Raw genomic sequence first — 21,991 nt, 5'->3', positions numbered from 1 at the left:
CGTTGATAATTTGCGTGCGGCAATAGGTACAAGCCAAGGATATACTTCCTCATATGTAATACCAGATAATTTGCTATATTCCTCCATGAATATGTTGAATATAGATTCTCTTATAGAATCAAAGTATTCCAGCACCTTACCCGGAAGAGAAGGGGGGAGAACGGCATATCTTATCAAATGATCCCTCCACTGTTCATACCTGATTTTCCCCACACCATTGTGGTGTCGCTTCAAAACGCAAATGACATGCAGAAATACATGTTATTTCGCGAGAATCGAGTAAATAACGAAGAAGACATGCAAAAGTACACGTCATTCTCCGTCAAAAGCCGAAAATCGGCCAAAGGGCTAGATTTACCTGCTCAATCGTATGTCATTAATTCATTTTAACTATTATAATCATTCCAAAGACGTGCATTTTTGCAGGTAATCGTCTCTTTTCACAGCTTCAAGAATTGGAGTCGAGCATCCCTTGTATTTGGCTGCAAATCGCCCCCAATATCTACGCTCATCATGAATTTCGTTCTAGGATGCGGAAGAGCTTCGAACCCAAGCTCTAAGTCCATGTTTAAGCATACCGTCCCGATGCGTTTTCCCCTCAATCTTTCTCTTTTTTCTTCTTCTTCTCTTTCTCTTTCTCTTTTTCGGATTTTTTCCCTTTGTCCTTTTTGTTTTTGGACTCGTTGTTCTTCTCCTTCCCTTTGCCGGGTTTGCCTCCTGGTTCAACTGGCCACTTGTCTTCGCGGTAGGAGGGAGGAGCTTCAAAGGGAACGACAGCCACCCCTTGCAGCGAGCGGGACATAATCTCCCGGAATAAAGCCGCCGGTGCGGCCGACCCGGAGGTCTCCAGATAGTGATTCCGGTCTGTCAGGTCATAACCAAGCCAGACCGCTGCGGTCAATTCGGGAGTGTAGCCGACGAACCAGGCGTCCTTCGAAACCGCTCCGCTGATGCCGGCGAATTCCTCCGTATCGGGAAGCTGCGTCGTTCCGGTCTTACCTGCCGTTGGCCGGTTGAGACGGGCTTGGGTGCCTGTGCCGTATCGGACCGCATTCTCCAACAACCGGGTCATGGTATAGGCATGCTCCGGCGATGTAACCTGTCTGGAAAGGGGGTTAGCCTCGGCCAGAACCCGTCCTTCCTGGGTCGTTATTTTCGTTATCGCATGCGCTTCATTCATGACTCCTTGATTGGCAAAGGTTCCGAAAGCTTGGGCCATTTGAAGCGGCGACACTCCTTCCGACAATCCTCCCAAGGCAACGCTGAGATGACGATCCTGCTCAGAAAGCGGCAATCCCATCGAACGAGCGTAGTCCAGTCCCGTATCGATTCCAATTTCGTTAAGCAGCCACACGGCCGGAATGTTCCAGGAATTCGTAACCGCATCCGTCAAGGAAACCTGGCCCCGGTAGCGGTGATCCCAATTCTGCGGCTGATACCCGTTAATATTCAGCTCGCCGTCGTACAGGTAGGAGTAGGGAGTATATCCTTTCTCCAAAGCCGGCCCATAGACAACGATAGGTTTAAAGGCTGACCCGGGCTGTCTTTTTAACTGGGTGGCTCGATTGAAGCCTCTAAACACCCCGGGGCCGCGGTGACCCATTAAACCGCGTACTCCTCCACTGGTATGATCGAGAAGGACAATAGCGCTTTGCAGCAATTGATCCTCCTTGCCGGCGGGGAAAAAACTGTCTTCCCGGTACACTTCCTCCACCGCTTCCTGAACAATCGGATCAAGCTCGGTATAAATCTGCAATCCGCCGGTCAGAATCTCCTCTTCGGTGAACCCGTACCGTCCAATGGCTTCCTGTACGACATAATCCCGGTAGGAAGGGTACTTCCCTTTTAATTCTTCTTCCGCAGGGGCCAGCACAATCGGTTGGGTGACCGCCGCCTGATATTCTTCTTCAGTAATATACTGCTGTTCTTTCATTAGGGCCAGGACAGTGTTTCTTCTCTCCAATGCTTTCTCCGTATGCTGGAATGGAGAGTAATGAGTGGGCGCCTTAGGCAGACCGGCCAGTAGAGCGGACTCTTCCAGCGTCAGTTCCGCGGCGTCTTTGCCAAAATATTTTTTGGCAGCCCCTTGCACTCCCCAAGAGCCTTCCCCGAAGTATATATTATTCAAATACAGCTCGAGAATTTCATCTTTATCATGGAGCAGATCAATTTTTAAGGCATAACCGGCTTCCTTCAGCTTTCGGCCCAGGCTTTTGTCCGAGGTGAGGAACATATTTTTAGCCAATTGCTGAGTAATCGTGCTTCCTCCTTCGGCCCAGCTTTGGGATTTCAAATCCCGGGCGAGCGCTCGGGCAATCGACAGTACATCGACACCTGGATGCTCATAGAACCGTCTGTCTTCCACAGCGACTACCGCTTGGCGTAAATGCAGCGGAATTTGCTCCAGGGAGACAGGAATGATTTTGGAGGAAGATAGCTGAGATACTTTCTCGCCATTTCGATCATAGATGAAGGAAGGGAGAGGCATCGGGTTTTTCAATGTAGAGATGTCCAATTGAGCGATTCCTATCGCGGAAGTAATCGTCAGCGCCAGCAACAGAGCGATGGCTGTCAAAAATAGACGAAGACCCCAGCGGGGGCGGGTGGAACCGGGTTTGCGTTTTTTATCTTTAACGGGAGGGGCCCCTTTGTTAGGGCGGACCATTATTTTAACCATTCCTCAAACTCCTTGCTGTCTCTTCAGGATGAAACGAACACTGTCCTATAAGATACGTATGAGACGCCGGATTTTGGTCCGGGAGGAGGGAGAAGAAGAAGAAGAGGGGAAACGGAGGCAGGCAAAAGAGGTGGAAGAAGAGGTGGAAGAAGAGAGAAGACTGCGACCGGAAAGATCCTGAAGGGAAGGGACGCTCCCTTACCTGACGATTCAGAATCGAATCAGGGGATAGTTCAAGGGCATAGGAACAGTAAAGTTGATTGAATAATCAGAGCTGAAGCCACGATTGCTTATGACAAGAGTCAAGCAGTTAACAGGTTGCGCATACAAATAGCCAGGTCATTTCAAGACGAGCGGTTGTTGTTCTTGGTCCAGGGAAGCTGTAAAGGAAAGAGCTTGTCCGGTGTCCGAACCTTGCCCTCCCGTTCAAAGGCGAGGGTCGCGTTAATTTCCCCTCCAATCACAATGATGGTGCTGCTCATATAGAGCCAAATAAGGAAAACAATCATCCCGCCAATGCTTCCGTACGTTTTGGAATAAGAGGCAAAATGATTAACGTAGAAGGAAAACAAGAGGGAAACCACGACCCAGCTTACCGTAGTAAACAGAGCGCCTGGAATCGTTTCCTTCCATGTCATTTTGCGGTTAGGACTCAGCTTGTAGAGAATCATAAAAACAGCGGACATTATACCGAGAGGAAAGGCATATTTCGCCATGTTCCAGACGGTCATGAAATATTCCGGCATTAGGAGACTGGCGAATAGACGCTCCCCGATCACTTTGCCAAAGATGAGAAGGACGAGACAGAAGATGATAATCATGGCCAGCAGCAAGGTGAATAGGATAGAGATTCCCCGCACCTTCCAATATGGACGGGTTTCTTTTTTGTTGTAAGCTTTGTTAAGTCCTTTCATGATCGCCATCGTTCCTTTGGAGGCGGACCAGATCGTAGCGACCATCCCTATGGACAAGAGGGCTCCACTGCTCTCCAGCTTAAGCTGCTGTATGTAATTGGCGATAAGATCAGCAGATAGCTGAGGAAGAATACCGGCGACAGACTCTATCATTTCATCGGGAGAAATCGGCATGAAGGCGACCAGGGAGACCATAAAAATAAGAAACGGGAAAAAGGACAAGATCAAATAAAAAGTCATTTGAGCCCCTAGCGCGGGCACTTCATTATCTTGAAAGCGGGTATATAGATGAACTAGAAATTGGATGGAGCGCTTCATAGTATCCCTCCTTCCAGTGATTTGCGGGCAAGCTTGGTCATCGCTTATTACCCGGCCGTAAGGATGAGTGAATCATGCGCATGCGGGAAGAATGGCTGTCCTGTGTTTAACTATAGGAAATATGCCAGTTATAATCAATGTTGAGGAACAGGGCTATGCGAAAGGGCGGCCGTTTATGAAAGATTAGGGGATAAAGATCGTCCATGAGGCTTGCCAAACAAAAGAAGCGGTGTCCCGCAGTAGAAAATCTACTTGGGGGACACCTTGTTAGATTCGATGAGAATCGATAAGCTGATTAACGTAACCAGGATCGTTGCTCCCATGTCCGACAGAATAGCGATCCATAAGGTAAGCAGCCCGGGAACGGCGAGAATGAGCGCAATTAGCTTGAGGCCGAGGGATAGAGAGATATTCCAGCGAATGATCCGGTTGACACGGCGCGCCAGCGCAATAGCCTCGGGCAATTTGCCCAGATGGTTCTGCATCAAGACGACGTCCGCGGTTTCTATGGCGCTGGCGGTGCCTTTGCCCATGGCGATGCCAAGCTGGGCGGTAGCCAGAGCGGGAGCGTCATTGATTCCGTCGCCGACCATCGCTACGGCGCCCTCTGCGGACAGCTTGCGCACGATGTCGACCTTCTCGGCGGGCATCAGTCCGCTGTAAGTATCGGTGATGCCTACCCTCTGGGCAACCTTGGCTGCCGACTGGGGATGGTCTCCCGTAAGCATAACGGTGCGGCGGATGCCTAGTCGATGCAATGCAGACAGAACCCCGGAGCTTTCGGGACGCACCTCGTCGGAAATGCCGAACATGCCCAGTACCCGATCAGAGTCGGAAACGATCACTAAAGTGTACCCTTCCTCTTTAAGCTTCTCGATATCTTCCTGCACCGAATCGGGCAGGTTCAGATGAGAGAGGCTTTTTTCATTGCCGATCCAGTAACGCTCTCCGTCTACGATCGCGGTAATGCCTTGTCCGGGGATGGTCTCGGATTGCTCCGCCTCACCGGCGCGAATTCCGTGCCGTTCGGCTTCCCGCAGAATGGCCAGAGCCAGCGGATGAGAGGAGGCCTTCTCAATGGCGGCGGCTGCATGAAGGAACCGTTCCCCCTCGTAGGCAATGGTTTTCTCCACATAAGGCTTTCCGGTGGTCAGGGTCCCTGTCTTGTCAAAGGCGACCGTGTTGATCTTGCCTAGCTGCTCCAAATGAGCCCCGCCCTTGACCAGAATTCCGTGCCGGGCGTTCCTTGTTATCCCGGACAAAATTGCGACGGGGGAGGACAGGATAAGTGCGCAAGGGCATCCGACAATGAGAACGGCCAGCCCCTGGTAGAGCCAATCTATCCAGTTCCCTCCGAAGAAGAGGGGCGGGATGAGAATGACGAGCGCCGAGATGACCAGAATGAGCGGCGTGTAGTATTTGGCGAAGCGGTTAATAAACAGCTCGGTCGGCGTCTTGGTCTCCTGTGCTTCCTTGACCAGATGCAGAATCTGGGCCAGGGAGGAATCTTCGTAGCGCTTCTCGATTCGTATTTTCAGAACGCCTTCGTTGTTGAGACTTCCCCCAAAGACCGCTTGCTCGGGTCCTTTATCCACCGGCAGCGATTCTCCGGTAATCGCCGCTTCATTGACGGAGCTGACTCCTTCGACAATGACTCCATCGGAAGGAATCTGGTCTCCCGGGCGCACCAGCACCAGATCGCCCGCTTGCAGCGAGGCTACGGGAACCACCTGCTCCGATTGTCCTTGAATCAAGATGGCCTCGCGCGGGGCCGTCTTGAGCAGGGCGTCCATCGATCGTCTGGCTTTCTCCATGCCGAGGCCTTCCAAATGCTCGTTCAGGCCGAACAGAATCGCTACGAGTGCGGCTTCCTTCCATTCTCCTATCGCGGCCGCTCCGATTAGAGCGATAGTCATCAGAGTATCGATGGTAAAGTCGAACCGGAATAAGCGTTTTGCTCCTTTAATAAAAGTGGTGCGCCCGCTTAGAATGGCAGAAACGACGAACAGAGCGATGATGAAATATAAGGGCAAGAACCTTTCCAGAGCTAGAGCCAGCACATAGAGAACAGCGGACAAGCCTAGCTCTGTTTTACTGTTCCATAGCCGGGCTTTGCTATGGGGGTTGGAGCCGGCGGCTCCGCTCGCCGCCGGAATGGAATGACTAAGATGATCATGATAGCTGTAATCACCGGCATGCGGAGTAGTCGAAGAGCAGCAGGAATTGGCATTGTTCTGATCTTCCTGCCCCTCGTGCTCAATATAGGCCCCTTCTTCTTTAAGTATTTTTTCGATTTGTGCATAGGGGATATGATCGTCGACCAGTAATCGACCACTGCTGTAAGAAAGGGCCGCAGTTTCTCCGTACTTCAATTTCTGAATGCGGGATTCTAATTTGTTGGTGCAGTGGGCGCATGAGAGTCCACCTACTTTATAGGTTTTCATTTTGCGATCCCTCCAATCGTTACTAATCTGGAACCTTTATCAGGAATGAAAAACCTGGTCCAATGGCCGTAAATTTTATGGAGAAACGAATCGGAACAAAGCAGCTCCAAATGCTAGTCGTGACAAGCGTGATCGATCGCTTCAGTCAGCAAGTCAATAACGTGCTGATCGTCTATTGAGTAGAAGAGTGTGGTTCCCGCTCTGCGAAACTTGACTAGCCGCAAATTTTTAAGAAAACGAAGCTGATGGGAAACAGTAGATTGCAGAAGAGACAGCTCCTCCGCGATTTCATTCACCGAGCATTCCTTTTGCGACAACAGATATAAGATGCGAATCCGGGTCGAATCGGATAGCGCCTTGAAGGTCTGGGAAACCATAAACAGCGTTTCTTCGTCCAATTCCTTACAATGGATATTGTTGTCGATTTTCGGGGATTCATCCATAGGGCTTTCCTCCACGTCTTTTATTATATATGCAAATATGAGTATATGTTCATACAATAAGCTAAAATAGGTGTTTTGTCAAACTTTGGAGGAAAGATCGTTATCAATTGGGCTATATATTCGCCGGAACGTAGACAAAGATGTACTGGACGAAACACAGTGGGGGCTTGAGGCCACAGTTTATCGTAGACAACCAGACGTTTGCTTCTCGCTGCAAAAATGGTTGAAGGAAAGCGGCATGCATATTCCGGAGCCTTTCTCTTTAATCATATACGATGATATTCCGGAGATGGATACGCTGGAAACGCCCTTGACGACGGCCGGACCTTCGATCCGCCGTTGGCCGCAGCTTCGCTGGATACGGTGGAAAAGGGTGCGATCCGAACGATTCCGCGGATTGGAGCGGCTTAGAGCTGAATGCGAATTGAACGTTAGACCGTCGACGAAAAAGGTTGACGAATAGCGAACACGTGTAATAAAATGATCGTGGGTCCAGTATGAAAAGAGGTTTTATCCAATTATTTATTGGACTCTGATTTTTTTAACCATTTACGAACACGTATAACATCTGTTTTTCCCTCCGCAATCTAGCATCACGACCGATCCCGCACGGATTCAAATTCTGCACGGATGCCAATCCTACACCACTATCAACCCTGCATGGATGCCGAATGGCCACACCATGCGACGTCACGTCGTGTGCTCCAACACCTCAGTAAAACCCGAATCTTTCCGCTGTATGTTTGACAAGATTTCATTTTCATGGACTGCCTTTGATCTTGAGAAAACAATTGTTTAATTTACTTTTTTGACAGCGCTTTCGTTAACGGTCACAGGGAGCTCCGCGGGCAAGACGACGACAATCCGCCCAAGGGTCAACCGGAGAAGACGAATCTGCCAAAGGAAGTAGCGCTGAAGATCGGGCTGTCCGGCGGCTATGATATTACGAATTAGAAGATCATCGACGGCTTTCAAGCCAAGCTCCCGAACATCAAGCTGGAAATGGATGAAGCGCTTTGGGGCGATTTTGTCCAGAAAATCGTGACCTGCATCGCCGGCAATAATCCACCTGACATTTGGTTTTAAGAAAACGCTGTCATTTTGATTGTGGTAAACGGGGGGGGCTGAGTATCTCGAGCCGTACATAAAACGCGACCTGAAAACCGATGAGTATGTCAATGCTACGGGGCCACCTGGACCATAACGAAATCGAGATTTTGCATTTCGACGGACGGAAGGAGCTGGTCGTTCCTCTTAAGCTCGAGGCACAGCGGGGGCGACTACGAGATGGTCCGGGACGTCGTGCGCAGGCTCGCGTACGGAGGACTGTAAGCTACTAATCTCTAAAATTCCTAAGCAAATCGTTGCCCCTTATACCCAGTGGCACGTTTCCGCTACGAAATCGAGCTCGACGGGTCGCTGTTTTCCATAACATTTTCACAAAGGAGAGGAAATGGCAATGCGGCGATCACGGGAACGCTGTTTGACGGGAACATCACGGAATGCTCAAGCAAGTGCATCCAGCTGGACACCGGCGCAGCAGGATCGGATATCCGGATTACGACGAACAACATTTTTGCCGGGGCCGGCGCTCCGGTAGAGAACTCCGCTAACGTGACAAAATGGGGGACGCCGGAAATCGTCAAGAAAGGGGCGTTTTCGGGCTGGAGCACCCAGCCGCCGGCTGGCGCCGGAGGCGGCACATGGACAAAAGGCTCCGTGCTCTGGAACGCACAGCCGGGAAGCGGCGCGCCTGCCGGATGGATGTGCATTGACGACGTTGTGCAGCCGGGCGTCTGGGAGGCGTTCGGCATCATCGGCGAATCGAAGCTCATTCTGAAATCTCCCAACGGAACGCGCTATCAAATTACCGTGAACGATTCGGGACAGTTATCTGTGGCACCCGTGTAAAGAATCGTGAACCCAATACCAATTCGGGAACGAGGAAGGGGAAAATGCGATGAATAACGAATCGAACAACCGCTTGACGATGGAGGAGACAATGCCGGAAACGGAAAAAGAGTCCATGATCAGCCGAAGGAAGCTTCTTGCTTCCATCGGGCTGGTGGGAGTCGCCGCTGCCTCGGGGGGGATTTTGAAAAGCGCGGGATTTGGAACTGCCTTCGCCAAGGAGGATTCGGTGACCGATGCCGTATACGGGACCGGCAAGCCGGAGCATTGGAAGGACCTGCTCTACCTCAATGACCTGCACTTCGTCTTGGCCGTCACGATCGAAGAGCTGCGTGCGAAAACGGACCCCGATCCGCTCTTCGCGTATTACGTGACGAACGAAGGACAGGAAGGCGTTTTCCGGTACGACCCGAACGATACGGCGACCATGGATAATACCGGCACGGTGCTTGTTTCCGTAAACGGCAAGCGGTTCAAGCGCATGTACGGGGACACCGTATACGCATCCTGGTTCGGGACGAAGGCGGATGGCGTGACGGTTGACACGGAGCCTCTTCAATCGGCGCTCTATGCCGCAGCGGGCCGGAAGCTGCTGATACCGCAGCAAAAATCCGGCTATTACTTGACCGGCCAGCTGTTAGTGCCCAGCCAATCCGTCATTGTATTCGAGCCCGGCACAGTCGTGCAGGCGGTCGATTCGCTGAGCCGGAGCGCGCCGTACGAGCGGCTCATCCGCATCAGGGATGCCAAGGAAGTTTATGTCCGCGGCAACGGCGCAACGCTCCGCATGAACAAGGCGGCTTATACGTCCGGCGAGCAGGCGCACATTTTCGATATAAGCGGCTCCGAGAACGTCGTCATTGAGGATATCAACGCCAACGACAGCGGAGGGGACGGCTTCTACATCGGCGCGTACTTGTCGACGACCCCGTATAACCGAAATATTACCCTGCGAAATTGCCGGGCCGACAACAACCGCCGGCAAGGGCTGTCGGTCATTTCGGTGGACGGCCTGCAAGTCGAGAACTGCCGGTTCTCGAACACGAAGGGAACCGCTCCTCAGAGCGGTGTCGACATCGAACCGAACGGCCAGCTCGATCTGCTGAAGCATATCCGCTTCGTCAATTGTACGGCGGACGGGAATGTAGGACGGGGCTTCCTGGTCTCCGTACATAGACAGACCGACGCCAGCGAGCGCATCGACATCGTCTTCCAGGGCTGCAGGACGAAGGGGAATTCCTATGGGTATTCGATGAATTACGGGGGAGACGGCAGCAATGCGGTGCAGGGCGACATCAAACTGATCGATTGCACGGCGGAAAGCGAGCAGTATGCAGGCTTCTCGGACTTGTCCTTCTCCGCGGACAGCGCGAAGCGCTCGTATATTCGCTGCAAGGCCGTCAATTGCAACACGGTCAACCAACCGGACGATCCATATGGATTCGGCTCTTCCTTCATCCTGACCACCGTGCCCGCTCAACCGAGAAATGCGATCGGAAATGCCGTCTATATCGACTGCGAAGGGATAGATACGCGCAAGGCACCGCTCATGAAGCGGGGATTTGCCGCCAAGCAGAATAAAGCCGAAACGATTCGCGGCGTACGCTATGTGAACTGCTCCGTCAAGGGAGGCGGCCAGAGCTTATATTCGATCGATCCGGCGACGGAGGACATCCACGCGGAGAATCATCCGCAGCTGGTTCAGGCGTTCCCGTCTTCCGGGGCTGTTAGCCCGAGCCATATCGGCTGCAAAATCACCAATACGGGCGCAGCAGGGGATATCCGGCTGGTGCTTCCGGCCGCGAAATCGGCGATCGCCTATACGTTCTTCGTGGAGGCGCCGTATGGGTTGACCGTGGCGGCTGCGGCCGGCGGAACGATTCTCACACCTTCCGGTCCCAAAGCAGAAATAAGCGCATCGGCTGCAGGAAGCTCTATCTCTCTGCTCGGAAGAAAGGACGGCCGCTGGGAAATAACGCAGGCTGTCGGGGAATGGGGCTAGTTCGCTTTTAACATTTATCAATGCAGGAGGCTCTCATGTTCGATCTATACGAAGACTCCATGCGCGCCGATGCGCACAGGCTCCTGCCGGAGTTCACATCGCCGTATCAGGATTTCCGGCTCTATCCGTCGTCCGTTACGCCGGGGATCCGGCTGGCAAGCCGAAAAACCTGTTGAGCTGCATGAGGCAATTCTTGAGGCAATCAAGCGCCCAGGGGAAGTAGTCGTGGATCAATTTGCCGAAAGCGGGAACCTTGGCCGTGCGGCAATGAGAAAGGGGAGTATAGCCGTTCTATTTGAGATCCTCAAGGAGAACGTAAGCCGAATGGTTCAAAATCTCTCTACTCCAGAGATTTCTCTGCAAGTGTAACGAAGAAGAAAAGGTCTGCTCCCTGCAGGCCTTTTCTTCATTTGTTTAACATCTTCTGGTTTCGTGATATACGGATTGCATACCATATCTTCACTTTTTGGGGAGTTAGTATGATGTTTGAAGCTTCGGAGGCACTTTCCTTCGGAACGGAATGATCCCTTTCTTTAGTGCCACATATATAGACAGAAGCGCTGACTTGAATAGTTATCTTAAATTCTGCATTGTTCTGATTGGAGAAGTCCGGGGCATTGACCATTAGGATGAAGAAATCTGCTCAAGCGTCATTCTTCCGCTTATTTGAACTCCGCTATGAAGAAATAGAAACTCTAATAGAGACCAGATAGAGTACCGATTCGGACAATAAAGTAATGAAAGTACCAGAAAAAGCAATCACTCTCAAATGGAAATAACTGTTTCTTACACGTATAATTTTTGTAAAAGGTGGGGGTAGAGGGATAATTTTGCTTGCGAAAGGAGGAGAATCCGTAAAGTTTCGGCAATGCTGACTGGAAAAAGGCTATAGGATGTACCAAAACGGAATCGGGAGGGATAAAATTATGAAGTCAAAAGTGTATTTTACGCTATTGTTAGTTATCGCGTTATGCTTCACAGGAGCAGGATCGGCAGGGGCTTGGTTCAGCGAGGATGCTGCCGCGGAGCCCGCGCTCGATCTATCAGCATCCGCAGAGCAGCTTCTTATCGGAATTGAAACCGCTTCCAATATTACTAGACAAATTCAGGTGGTAGACTCTCCGGGGCAGGGGGATTACTTGGCTGTATTGACGGATCGTTATGGCGACAGAACCAACAATACGAGCAAATATAATGTAGCTGTACAAGTGGACAGCAGCTTCACAGTGACCCAGATCGCGAATAAAGCTCCGGCTCCGGGAGTGGCCCCGATCTGGCAGGATTCCCCTAATCTGGAGATTCCGAGAGGCGGCTTCGTTTTGCTGGCCGTGGATGATTCCTATCAGCAGAAGGGGTTCAAAAAATTCGCAGCGGAAAATTTCGAAATTGGAGACAAGGTTAAGCTTAAGCTGGATGGACAAGCCGTATCGATGGCCGAATTCAAGGAACGGACCGAGGAGCTGGCGCAGCCGTCTACGTTAGTCCTGGATCAGGATGCGATGTTCACTGTGCCTAAGGAGCAGAGCCGCACCGTTATATCAGGCAAATTGACCAATTATGATAAAGAGGGACCTTATCGAATTCTGATAGCTAATCAGCCGGTATCCATTCAGAATGACGGTGCATTTGCTCACGAAGTCGACTTGGAGCCGCAAACGAATTATATCGAAGTGAAGGTTCAGAGAGGTGAGGTAGTCCAGAACCGATTCTCGGTTGTTGTCTACCGCTATATGAAGCTTCAGGAAGGAAGGGAGGTCTACCTGTGGATTGAGCAGTCCACCAATCTTAACAAATATCCTACTTCCGAAGCGATTCGCAGAATGCTTGTCAAGGCTAAAGATGCCGGAGTGACGGCGGTTTCTTTTCCAGTGAAGGGTCATGAGGGCTTCGCCTCGTATCTCCAGAATGATTTGTCCGGTATTCCTCATATCAGCCAAATTACAGAGCCTTCTAAACAAGGAGTCCCCGAAGACATGGATGTCCTGCAGTATTATATCGATCATTCCCGTGAGCTCGGCTTGAGAATTGATGCGGTCTTCAACTTGTATGGCTCCGGTACCGCCAGGGATACAGGATTAACTCCGGAGCAGTTCGACGATTTCGAGGAGTGGGTGTACCGGCCGGAGGATGGGGGGCAGATCGTGCCGATTCGCCAAAGCCGTTACAAGCCTTCAGTCTACTTCATGAATCCGGCTAACGAGCGGGCGCAGCAGTACCAAATGAAGGTCATTGAAGAAGTGATGCGCAACTATGACGTGGATGGCGTTGTGCTGGACCGGGCCAGATACGATAATCTTTATGCCGATTTCAGTCCCATCTCGCGGCTTCAGTTCGAAAATTATTTGGCCGGTAAAGGAAAATCATTGGCCCGATGGCCCCAGGATATTATGGAGCATCTATATGACGAGCAAGGAACCTATTTACAGACAGAACGGGGACCGCTGTTCTATGACTGGCTTACTTATCGCTCTACCGTATCCAAACAGTTTTTCACTAAGCTAAGAGAGAGGATCGATCAGGTTAATGCGGAGACCGGAAAGCAAATTCCGTTCGCGATCTCTCTGGGCTCCTGGTATTCGTCATATTACGAAGTAGGGCAAAACTGGGCTAATCCCAATGTGCCTTATGATGCCAGATTAGGATTGCCTCTGGCAGACCTGTATACGGAGGAGTATGCTCAGACGGGCTTTGGCACGAGGGACATATTCGATTATATGATTCTCGGCACTTACTACAATACACCTTCAGCGGTAAAGCGCGGCATTACCATGATTCATACCCTTCTGGAAGAAGAGTTCCCGGTCTATGCCGGTTTCCAGCTTCAACAACTGCCCGATCCCGAGGACCAGCGACAATCTTTTCAGGCGGCCCTCCAGTTTACAAATGGAATTAAGCTGTTTGATCTGTCCGTTATCAATTGGGATATTCAAAAAGCGGCATTGGAGGACCGTCCTTATGTGAAGCCATATCAGCTAGGTCTTAGCCTCCCGGATAACCTCACTCTCCCTGAGCATTTGCAGCCGCTGGTAGCCAATGGCTTCATAGAAGCTGATTATTATAACCAGAATCGGGCAGTCGGCACTATGGCCGTCTATTCGGATCTGTTCGGTCCGACAACCGGAACGTCGGGAAGCTACGGCGTCGAGGTCATCGTCGGTTCGGATGGCAACGTGCGGGATGTCGTTAACAAACAGCAGGCGATGAATTGGAACTGGAGCGGCAATCGACCGAATAACAGTGCCATTCCTCAGGGGGGATTCGTGGTTTCAGCGCTGGACAACGATGGAGTCCGCACCTTGCGCCAGCTTCTCGCGTATTCTTACAGTCTGGATGATGACGTTAGAGCGGCTGCGCTTCGCGGACATTTGGATTACGATGGAGTGACAATATCTGAGTCCGTGCTCGAGATGAAGGGAAATGTCGAAGTGTTTGGACCGGGAAGGGCGCAGACACAGGTAACCTTGAATGGAACTCCTGCAGCGATAGATGATCAGGGGGATTTTGTTGGCAGGGTAGATTTGCAGCCTGGACCCAATACGATAGAAATTAACGTATGGGTAGATGGAAGAAAAACGAACAGTAAAACGGTAAAAGTAACGAGAGAAACGGCGGAGCTGACGGGTCTGGAGTTTGAACAGGCGGAATACGTGCTTCGTGCAGGAGATTCGATAAAGCCGAAGCTGACCGCAGTCTATTCGGATGGAAGCCGGAGAGAAGCCGGGGCAGGTGTCGAGTATCATTCCTCCCAACCTAACGTGGTCTCCATCGCTGTGGATGGAACATTAACCGGCCTGAACGAGGGAACATCGGTCGTTACCGCCGTATATGGGAGTCAGACGGCAAGGACTCAGGTCAACGTTATCCCGCGGGCCCAATTACAAAGAATTGAAGTTGACGAGGGCGATTACAGTCTTATCGTCGGTCAGACTCACCAAACCGAAGTATTTGCGGTCTATGAGGACGGTACCCGGGAGAGGGTGACTGGAGCGGTTTACCGTTCCTCTCATGAACGGGTGGCTGAGGTTACCGAGGCCGGGCTGGTGACCGCCCTTAAACCCGGACGTGCGGACATAACCGTCGAGTATGAGGGGAAAAAGGCTAAAATCCGGGTCAAGGTATTCAACAATGACAACGGCAAAGGGAAAAATAAGTAAGGCAGAGAAGGAAAAATAAAGATTGACATCGATGACATTTATCTCTACATTTTTCGAGGGCTATTGCATCAAATGAGCGGTAAAAACGACGAAGACTGACGAGAAATATGCGGATAATTGTCAGGAAGAAGCACCTTGGTATTTAACAGAGCGGCAAGATCGTGGTATAATGATTCAGGCTCTGCAAATTATTTCCTTTTGTTTCCTAGAGAGGAGGAGCACTCATTCATTATCTTGCCGCTTTTATCTTGTCGCTAGTTATCGTGTATTTATCGATTCCTGTATTAAGACGTTTTGCGCTAAAAATCGACTTTGTGGACAAGCCTAAGGAAAATAACGCCAGGAAGTTACATAAAGAGCCGGTTCCACTGACGGCGGCCATTGCGATTTTTGTAGGCTTTGTCGTAGCGTACCTGATCTTCAACGAAGCGCCGGCTGGGGAGACGATGGCCGTGCTGCTGGGGTCTATGTTGATTCTGGCGATTGGTACGGTCGATGACTGGTTTAAAACCCAAGGCAAGGAATTCCCGGCCTGGCCTAAATTTCTCGTGCAAATATTTGCCGCTTATATTATTTATCAAGCGGGGATAGTTTTTACCGGCTTTTATAATCCTTTTACCGAGCAGATGGTTGTGCTTCCCGGCTGGCTCCAGTTTGTGTTGACGATCACCTGGATCTTTGGGGTGACGACCGTCATCAATTTCTCCGACGGGATGGACGGCTTGGCCGGCGCATTATCCGTCATTTCGGCTATGACTCTGTTTATTGTTGCGGTCACTATGGGGCAGAGTGATTCTGCCATTATGGCGATTACGTTAGTAGGGGTCGGTCTTGGTTATTTGAAGTACAACAAGCCACCGGCCAAAATCTATATGGGAGACGCCGGGGCAACCTTTCTCGGCTTTATATTGAGTGTTATTGCGCTGGATGGCGCCTTCAAGCAGGCTACGGTGCTGTCGCTGTTCATTCCGATCTTGGCGCTCGGAGTGCCGATTTTCGACAACATCTTTGTGGTGCTCAAGAGATTCAAGGAAGGAAAGCCGATTTATAAAGCCGACGCCACACAGATTCATTACCGGTTATTATCCGCCGGATTGAATCCGAAGCAGATCGTTGCGTTCCTATGTCTCGTGAGTGTCTGCTTCAGCTTGACCTCTATCATTCTGCTGCTGCTTGAGGTATAGGCATTGATCAACTAAAACAAAGGCTGTCCTAGAAGGTTGTGACCAACCTGAAGGACAGCCTTGTTTACTATGGCTTTTGACATCCATTATCCTTTCCAGCTAAATGGATTTTGTGCAGGTAATCCAGCCATACCAAGCAGGTATTGCAGTATAAATGGAACACCTCAGCCTGTTGAAAATAGCCTTTATTATGTCGCATGGATAGTTCCCAGTACAGTGTAAAATTAATGTCAAAAGCCAGACTGTTGAGAAACCCCGTTTTCTGCAAAAATAGCGGTACAAAAACCCAGTATCTACGCGCTTTTTCATGGATAGTTTTTGTCCAAAGAGCACTTTTTCAACAGTCTGAAACATGCATCTGTTTCGCCCCCCAGATTCTAAAATGCTCTGAAATAGAGGTACAAATGCATTTATTTTGCTCCGAAAGTTTCATATGAGGCGCCATACTATAATCACGCTTCGACCCATTCCTGGCGCAAGGTGAACAGATCTTGCAGTTCTTCTGTAGAAAGCTCGGTAATCCAGCTTTCCCCGCTGCCGACTATTTGCTGGCTGAGCCCCTGCTTCCGCTCAATCATTTCGTCAATTTTTTCCTCGAGTGTACCTAGGGTGACGAATTTGTGCACTTGCACATCTCTTGTTTGCCCGATCCGGAAGGCCCGGTCCGTCGCCTGATTCTCTACGGCAGGATTCCACCAACGGTCAAAATGGAAGACATGGTTGGCCGCTGTCAGATTAAGCCCGGTGCCCCCGGTTTTGAGAGAGAGCAGGAAGATCCCGCATCTCTCCTGCTGTTCCTCTGCCTGCTTGCCCACTTCTTGCTTCCAAGGAAGCACTGGTGTCGGCTCTCCCTGAAAATGCGAGATCATCAGCTCGCGGGTTGCCCTCGGTGTGCCCCCATGCAGAAACATTACCGGTTCCTGAAGCGTGCTATTCAAAATCGATTGAAGCATTTTTCCGGTATCTACATACTGCGTGAAAATAAGGCAGCGATCTCCCTCCTGGCGCAGCTCGCTAACCATTTCCAGCAATCGCTCCACTTTGTTGGAGCGGTCCTCCCACAGGATGGGGGCGGGCTCCTTCAGCAGCAAGGCCGGGTGATTGCACAGCTGTTTCAGCTTCGTCAAAGAAGACAGAATCAGCCCGCGGCGTTCCATCGCGGTTAGCCGGTCCAGCCGCTCGAACATTTGCTGAATATGGTTCTCATATAGGGAAGCCTGCTCCGCGGTTAAGGAGACGTAAGTTTTGGACTCGTATTTGTCCGGAAGATCCAGCTGGATGGCCGGATCCTTCTTAACTCTCCGCAGCAGGAAGGGGCGTATCAGGCTCTGCACGGCCTGCAATGCGGCCGGATCGCTGGAGCGTTCAATCGCTTGGGCGAATTTTCCTGTAAATTCCCTCAATGAACCTAAATATCCCGGATTCAAAAAGTCGAAGATCGACCACAGCTCCGTCAGCCGATTCTCAATCGGCGTTCCGGTCAGAGCGACGCGGTGTCCTCCCTCCAGCCTGCGAATGGAAGACGACTGCTTCGTATGGGCGTTCTTGATATTCTGGGCCTCATCTAAACAGATAGAGTTCCAGGCTAATGAACGAAGCTCCTCTTCGTCCAAATGAGCCAGATTGTAGGAGGTCAGCACAAGATCAGCCTCCTGGGCCCAGGAGGTAAAACGTTTGCCTTTATGGCGGTTGGGCCCGTAATGCAGCCGAACGTTAAGAGAAGGAGCGAACCTCCGGAGCTCTTTTTGCCAGTTGCCCAGAACCGATGTCGGGCAGATCAGCAGCGAAGGGGGGGAAGCCTGCTTCCGTCCCTGTTCCTTCTCCTGTCTCTTCTCCTCTTCCTGTACGGCGAGCAAGTAGGTGATCCATTGTATCGTTTTGCCGAGCCCCATGTCGTCGGCCAGGCAGCCGCCAAGACCAAAGCGCCGGAGAAAAAGCATCCACGAGACCCCATCCCGCTGATAGGGGCGAAGCGAGCCTTGGAAGCTGTCCGGAACGTTAACCGGAGGGATGGCTTCCAACTGCTTCAGCTGGCTCATCAGCTGCTTCAAATGGTCGTTCAGCTCCACTTCAATCCGGATGTCGTGCTCGCCCTCGCCGGTATCTTCCGGAGACGGTGCGGAGGCTTCCTTGAGGTGAAGCTCAAGGACATCCCGGAAGGACAGTCCCCGATTCGGATTCATGCGCTGCATCACTTCGCGGATTTGCGCGATTTGATCCGGATCGAGGAGCACCCACTGGCCGCGAAAGCGGACGATTCGTTGATTGTGCTGGAGGAGCTGCTGAAACTCTTCCTCCGTCATTTCGATATCGCCGACCGCGAAGCGCCAGTCGAACCGCATGAGCTGATTCAGCCCCAGCAGCGAATCGCCCTGCGGCCCGGCAGCGGATCTCAGCCGGGCCTTCATCCGCGGCTTCAGCTTCCTGACGCGGTCCCACCACGCGGGCAGGAAGACCGCGAAGCCGGCCTCCGCGAGCCGCAGGCTGCCTTGGCTGAGGAACTCCCACGCTTCCTCGTGGGTAAGCTCCTCCCGCCTCAGCCGCTCCGGCTCGCGCTTGTCGCGCAGCCAAGGGAGAATGCGCAGCCACTGCTGCACATCTCCCACGGCGCGGTCCAGCTCCGCCTGCCACGACTCGGGCAGGGCGGCCTCGTCTTCGATCGGCACAGCCCGATCGTCGACAGCGATGAGGACCGACGCCCTCTCGCGGTCCTGCAGCAGCACCCGCAGCCGCCAGCCGCGCCCTTCCTCGGGCTCCAGCAGCTGGAGGCAGGTGCGGAACGGGCGCGGATCGCTCTTCCAGCCGATCGCGATCAGCCAGTCTTCCTCGTCCCGCCACCAAGGGGTCTCGGTCTCGGGTGAGTCCTGCTGTAATCGCTCGTACGTCTCTTCCAGCCGGCTGAGCGCTTGCCGCAGCTCCTGCTGCTCTTGGACCCGATCGGCAATGAGCCGGTCGGTCCACTCTTTAGCCGCGGGAGACAAGAGCGCCCGGGCTTCCGGAGCCAGCTCCAGCTTCCAGCCGGGTTCTCCCTTGCTCCATTTGGCGAAATCCGGCATGAAGCGTCCTTGCTCCAGGGCGTCACGCACCTGGGGAGCCAGCTTGCGCAAATCTTGAAGCTCGCTGTCCCATTCCAGCTGCCTGTGAACCGGGCAGGAGGGATCGGACAAATAGTCAAGCGCCAGCTCGGCAGGCAGCTGGATCCCTTCTTTGTCTCCCAATTCGGATACTTCTACGAACGTTCCGTAGAAGGAAGGGGCATGCCAGGCAAATAACGCTTGCTTCAGCTCGAAGGCATCGACCCTTCCCCCGGTCATGCGATCAGCCCAGAGAAAGAAGGAGCCCGCTTGCGTCCATACGGAGTGAACGATGTAAGAGGCATTAGCAATCATGACAGCCACTGTCCTTTCTGCAGTTCTTGCTGGAAGGCGCGCAACCGGGAATATTTATGTGCCAGCATCTGAACGAATAACTGCCAACGATCCAGCCGGTCCAGCTTCTCATAGAGAAGGTGCAGGGTTCTTAGCTGGCGGACGGCAGTCTTATAGGAGAGCCGGGATTTCTCTTGAATCGCCCGCTCTATGGACTGGTGGTAGATCGGGAGCAGCAGCTCCGGGTCGAAAGCTTCGACCGCCTTCAGCTCCTCCGGATAGAGGTTAGCCGGCTCTACAAAGTTAGCGAGCTGGAGATCCACCCATTGCCGATATCTGCCTTGTTTCATTAGATAGTCCGCATAATACGAATAGCTTCGGGGCAGCAGGGCGACCATGACGCGGAGCCATTCCTCGTCCGATGGCTGGGCCTTCATCGCTTCGACCCAGTAACCGCACAGCGTATGAAATTCGTCCTGCTTGAGCCGCGGCATAACCGGCAGCAGCCAACGCAGCCAGCGCAGCAGACGCTGGAGGTCCCCCGCCAGCCGCAGCTGCTTCAGTACGAACAGGAAATCGCTGATTAATTTGCTGTGCAATCGGTTCAGTTGCTGTAAGGCGGAGTCATCGTCTCCGTCGACTATGTCGAAGTGAGCCAAGGCGAGCCGCAAGGTATCTTCGTGACGGGGAGTCAGGCGCGGCTGCTCCAGTTGAAGCTCCAGCCTGCGGCGCTCTTCGGCCGGGTCCGCCGTGGGCTCGAACCACCGGGTCCAGAGCATCCGATAGACATCGAGCCAGGGAACCGGCCCCGGTTTGCCGTTAAGAGATAAATCGTGCACAAGCCGGAGGGTCGTTTCCCAATGTCGGGGGAACCGGCGATGAATTGCCAGCGGATCGGCCAGCTCGGCCGTTGCGGTCATTTGCTCCAAACATTGCATCGCGACCGCCCGGCTTCCCGAATCATGGTAGGTGGATAAATAAGTCGTCTGATGGATTTGATGGAATTCGTCCAGCTTACGCAGGACAAACAAATAAACATGCATTTTATATAGAAAGCGAAGTTCCTCGCTCCACGATTGGGCAAAGGGAAGAAGAGAATCCAAAGCGGTCGAATAGAACGTATCGACCGAATGCTGATGGCTTAACGTAAATCCGTAAAACCGCTGATCAAGCGTTTTATGCCACTGGCTGGGAAGCTCTTTGGATACTGGGATTGCAGGACGTTCCTCGGCCTTCGTTTTGGCAGCGGCTCGAACGGTCTTGGAGCGGGTCAACAGAGTATGCTTCAATTGAATAAGAAGCAACTCCGGCCTCCCATGGGCGGTATAAGCCATAAATATAGCGGCAGCCATATGGGCACATTCCCGTGACTCGGAGCAAGTACATTCACTTCGTTCAAACTGCTCCAGATCGATTTTTACCTCGTAAGGCTCGACTCCATGTACGATGGCACGCAGAACTATTCCATGCTGAAGCGTCAGCTTGGATACGAATCCTTTATGGTAGTGCTCCCATCCTTGTTCCAATATTTCCGGATCGAACCGGTTTTGCAGCTTGTCGATTAACAGATTCATCCGGTTTTTAGGAATTTTGACCCTCAGCATTTGTATTAAACCCTCCGTAAGCAAAAAAAGGCTTACCTTCTATAGTATCAGATTTTATGTGAAAATGCTTATTGAGAGTGGCCTTACGGGGCAATAAACTTTGTTTAGAATGAAAAAATCCGATAGATCTTTTGTGGCTCTAGCTTGCAATCAGTGCTTGACGCTCAATCTCCTTCTAAGCAAATGGAGGAGGATTGGAGTGCAAAAATGCGTCTTAAATCCTGACTTTTCCCGAAAATGGAGATTAAAGCGCAAAAGTACCCTCTAAATGGGCGAAATCATCGTTTTTTTAAAATCGTGGAGTATAGAGCACATTTTTACACCTTAATCACAGAAATGGCTAAATTGGCAGAATTGGGGTGTACAATTGCACCTTAATTCGTCTAGCACGGATTTCCGGTTTTGAGCCGATCTTTTGTGGCATGGATGCCAGGCTTAGAATGGCGGCTGATACACCATACAATAAAATTCGGCTGGTCCGGCTGGCGTATTTCTGACATACTGGTCGGTAACAACGAAACCAGCTTTGGAATAGACGTTAAAGGCCCGTTCATTCCAGACCAGCACTTCCAAATCAATTTCTTTCCTCGAATCTCGGAGGACCGCTTCATGCACGATCGCCTTGACAAAAGGAACTCCCAGCCCTTGTCCGCATAAATCGGGTCTCATCCCCAGGCCAAGCCGAGTCCCATCCACGAGCGGGAAGAACTGGACAAAGCCGCATAGCAGTCCGTAACGGTCAAGCACGGAGCCATACTGTTCCTGGCGGATGAGAGGATCGGCAAATTCTTCTTGGTCCTTCTTCATTTTTTCCCAGGAGTTCCAATTATATATATCGTAGGGGGGGTCGTATTTCCAAGAACAGATTTCCTGGCAGTGCTGCAAGCTTAGAGGGGCAATGCGAAATAAAGTATCGGCCATTCCAAAGGGTCACCTCACGGTTATTTCCATTCCATCCTCGCGGTCTTTCCG

General features: G+C 51.8%; 15 protein-coding genes. 7 read left to right on the top strand and 8 right to left on the bottom strand.

The features are described 5' to 3' along the window. Window positions 1–598: 598 nt before the first annotated feature. From KJS69_RS24200 to KJS69_RS24185, 4 genes are all read right to left on the bottom strand, one after another. A complete protein-coding gene (locus KJS69_RS24200; RefSeq protein ID WP_213586378.1) occupies window positions 599–2,677 on the bottom strand; it encodes a transglycosylase domain-containing protein in 2,079 nt (692 codons plus the stop codon). Window positions 2,678–3,021: 344 nt separating this feature from the next. Next, complete coding sequence (locus KJS69_RS24195) at window positions 3,022–3,909, bottom strand: YihY/virulence factor BrkB family protein (protein WP_213586377.1); 888 nt, start codon at window positions 3,907–3,909, stop codon at window positions 3,022–3,024. Between the two features lie 248 nt (window positions 3,910–4,157). Next, the gene (locus KJS69_RS24190) at window positions 4,158–6,353 is read right to left on the bottom strand and encodes a heavy metal translocating P-type ATPase (RefSeq protein ID WP_213586376.1); all 2,196 of its coding nucleotides are present in this window, start codon (window positions 6,351–6,353) and stop codon (window positions 4,158–4,160) included. Between the two features lie 113 nt (window positions 6,354–6,466). Continuing rightward, window positions 6,467–6,796: an ArsR/SmtB family transcription factor gene (locus KJS69_RS24185; RefSeq protein ID WP_213586375.1), complete on the bottom strand. Its 330-nt coding sequence runs from the start codon at window positions 6,794–6,796 to the stop codon at window positions 6,467–6,469. A gap of 85 nt (window positions 6,797–6,881) precedes the next feature. Here KJS69_RS24185 and KJS69_RS24180 point away from each other — a divergent pair, with 85 nt between their 5' ends. Continuing rightward, window positions 6,882–7,259 (top strand): hypothetical protein, encoded by a 378-nt coding sequence (locus KJS69_RS24180; protein WP_213586374.1) that lies wholly within the window; start codon window positions 6,882–6,884, stop codon window positions 7,257–7,259. 332 nt (window positions 7,260–7,591) lie between these two features. Here KJS69_RS24180 and KJS69_RS24175 read toward each other — a convergent pair whose 3' ends face one another. Further along, window positions 7,592–7,942, bottom strand: a complete 351-nt coding sequence (locus KJS69_RS24175) for a hypothetical protein (protein WP_213586373.1) — start codon at window positions 7,940–7,942, stop codon at window positions 7,592–7,594. A 234-nt stretch (window positions 7,943–8,176) separates the two neighbouring features. On the opposite strand from KJS69_RS24175, the gene KJS69_RS24170 reads away from it, so the two are divergent. From KJS69_RS24170 to KJS69_RS24150, 6 genes are all read left to right on the top strand, one after another. Next, window positions 8,177–8,707, top strand: a complete 531-nt coding sequence (locus KJS69_RS24170; RefSeq protein ID WP_213586372.1) for a hypothetical protein — start codon at window positions 8,177–8,179, stop codon at window positions 8,705–8,707. Between the two features lie 49 nt (window positions 8,708–8,756). Further along, window positions 8,757–10,709 carry a right-handed parallel beta-helix repeat-containing protein gene (locus tag KJS69_RS24165; RefSeq protein ID WP_213586371.1) on the top strand — a complete coding sequence of 651 codons (1,953 nt, stop codon included), beginning with the start codon at window positions 8,757–8,759 and terminating at the stop codon, window positions 10,707–10,709. 35 nt (window positions 10,710–10,744) lie between these two features. Further along, window positions 10,745–10,885, top strand: coding sequence for a hypothetical protein (locus KJS69_RS29825; protein WP_249730694.1), 141 nt, complete (start codon window positions 10,745–10,747; stop codon window positions 10,883–10,885). Beyond that, entirely contained in the window at window positions 10,821–11,078 is a 258-nt protein-coding gene (locus KJS69_RS24160; protein ID WP_249730692.1) for a DNA methyltransferase, read from the top strand. Before KJS69_RS29825 ends, KJS69_RS24160 begins: the two co-directional genes overlap by 65 nt. Window positions 11,079–11,635: 557 nt before the next feature. Next, the gene (locus KJS69_RS24155; RefSeq protein WP_213586369.1) at window positions 11,636–14,863 is read left to right on the top strand and encodes a family 10 glycosylhydrolase; all 3,228 of its coding nucleotides are present in this window, start codon (window positions 11,636–11,638) and stop codon (window positions 14,861–14,863) included. 224 nt (window positions 14,864–15,087) lie between these two features. Then, complete coding sequence (locus KJS69_RS24150) at window positions 15,088–16,047, top strand: MraY family glycosyltransferase (protein ID WP_213586488.1); 960 nt, start codon at window positions 15,088–15,090, stop codon at window positions 16,045–16,047. Between the two features lie 452 nt (window positions 16,048–16,499). Here the strand turns inward: KJS69_RS24150 and KJS69_RS24145 are convergent, their stop codons facing one another. From KJS69_RS24145 to KJS69_RS24135, 3 genes are all read right to left on the bottom strand, one after another. Continuing rightward, window positions 16,500–19,436 carry a DEAD/DEAH box helicase gene (locus KJS69_RS24145; protein WP_213586368.1) on the bottom strand — a complete coding sequence of 979 codons (2,937 nt, stop codon included), beginning with the start codon at window positions 19,434–19,436 and terminating at the stop codon, window positions 16,500–16,502. Further along, on the bottom strand, window positions 19,433–21,019 hold the full coding sequence (locus KJS69_RS24140; RefSeq protein WP_213586367.1) for an SWIM zinc finger family protein: 1,587 nt from the start codon (window positions 21,017–21,019) through the stop codon (window positions 19,433–19,435). The genes KJS69_RS24145 and KJS69_RS24140 overlap by 4 nt, the downstream gene beginning before the upstream one ends. A 435-nt stretch (window positions 21,020–21,454) precedes the next feature. After that, window positions 21,455–21,940, bottom strand: a complete 486-nt coding sequence (locus KJS69_RS24135) for a GNAT family N-acetyltransferase (RefSeq protein WP_213586366.1) — start codon at window positions 21,938–21,940, stop codon at window positions 21,455–21,457. Window positions 21,941–21,991: the final 51 nt, after the last annotated feature.

Source organism: Paenibacillus sp. J2TS4 (assembly GCF_018403245.1).
Classification (GTDB): Bacteria; Bacillota; Bacilli; order Paenibacillales; family NBRC-103111; genus Paenibacillus_L.
Note: the sequence above shows the minus strand (reverse complement) of the source record. Positions and strands in the feature narration are given on the sequence as shown.

What these genes read in the sequence shown, in the direction of transcription:
- KJS69_RS24200 (WP_213586378.1), bottom strand. Translation starts at nt 2,677, where the DNA reads ATGGTTAAAATAATGGTCCGCCCTAACAAAGGGGCCCCTCCCGTTAAA.
- KJS69_RS24195 (WP_213586377.1), bottom strand. Translation starts at nt 3,909, where the DNA reads ATGAAGCGCTCCATCCAATTTCTAGTTCATCTATATACCCGCTTTCAA.
- KJS69_RS24145 (WP_213586368.1), bottom strand. Translation starts at nt 19,436, where the DNA reads ATGATTGCTAATGCCTCTTACATCGTTCACTCCGTATGGACGCAAGCG.
- KJS69_RS24190 (WP_213586376.1), bottom strand. Translation starts at nt 6,353, where the DNA reads ATGAAAACCTATAAAGTAGGTGGACTCTCATGCGCCCACTGCACCAAC.
- KJS69_RS24185 (WP_213586375.1), bottom strand. Translation starts at nt 6,796, where the DNA reads ATGGATGAATCCCCGAAAATCGACAACAATATCCATTGTAAGGAATTG.
- KJS69_RS24165 (WP_213586371.1), top strand. Translation starts at nt 8,757, where the DNA reads ATGAATAACGAATCGAACAACCGCTTGACGATGGAGGAGACAATGCCG.
- KJS69_RS24140 (WP_213586367.1), bottom strand. Translation starts at nt 21,019, where the DNA reads ATGCTGAGGGTCAAAATTCCTAAAAACCGGATGAATCTGTTAATCGAC.
- KJS69_RS24155 (WP_213586369.1), top strand. Translation starts at nt 11,636, where the DNA reads ATGAAGTCAAAAGTGTATTTTACGCTATTGTTAGTTATCGCGTTATGC.
- KJS69_RS24135 (WP_213586366.1), bottom strand. Translation starts at nt 21,940, where the DNA reads ATGGCCGATACTTTATTTCGCATTGCCCCTCTAAGCTTGCAGCACTGC.
- KJS69_RS29825 (WP_249730694.1), top strand. Translation starts at nt 10,745, where the DNA reads ATGTTCGATCTATACGAAGACTCCATGCGCGCCGATGCGCACAGGCTC.
- KJS69_RS24175 (WP_213586373.1), bottom strand. Translation starts at nt 7,942, where the DNA reads ATGTACGGCTCGAGATACTCAGCCCCCCCCGTTTACCACAATCAAAAT.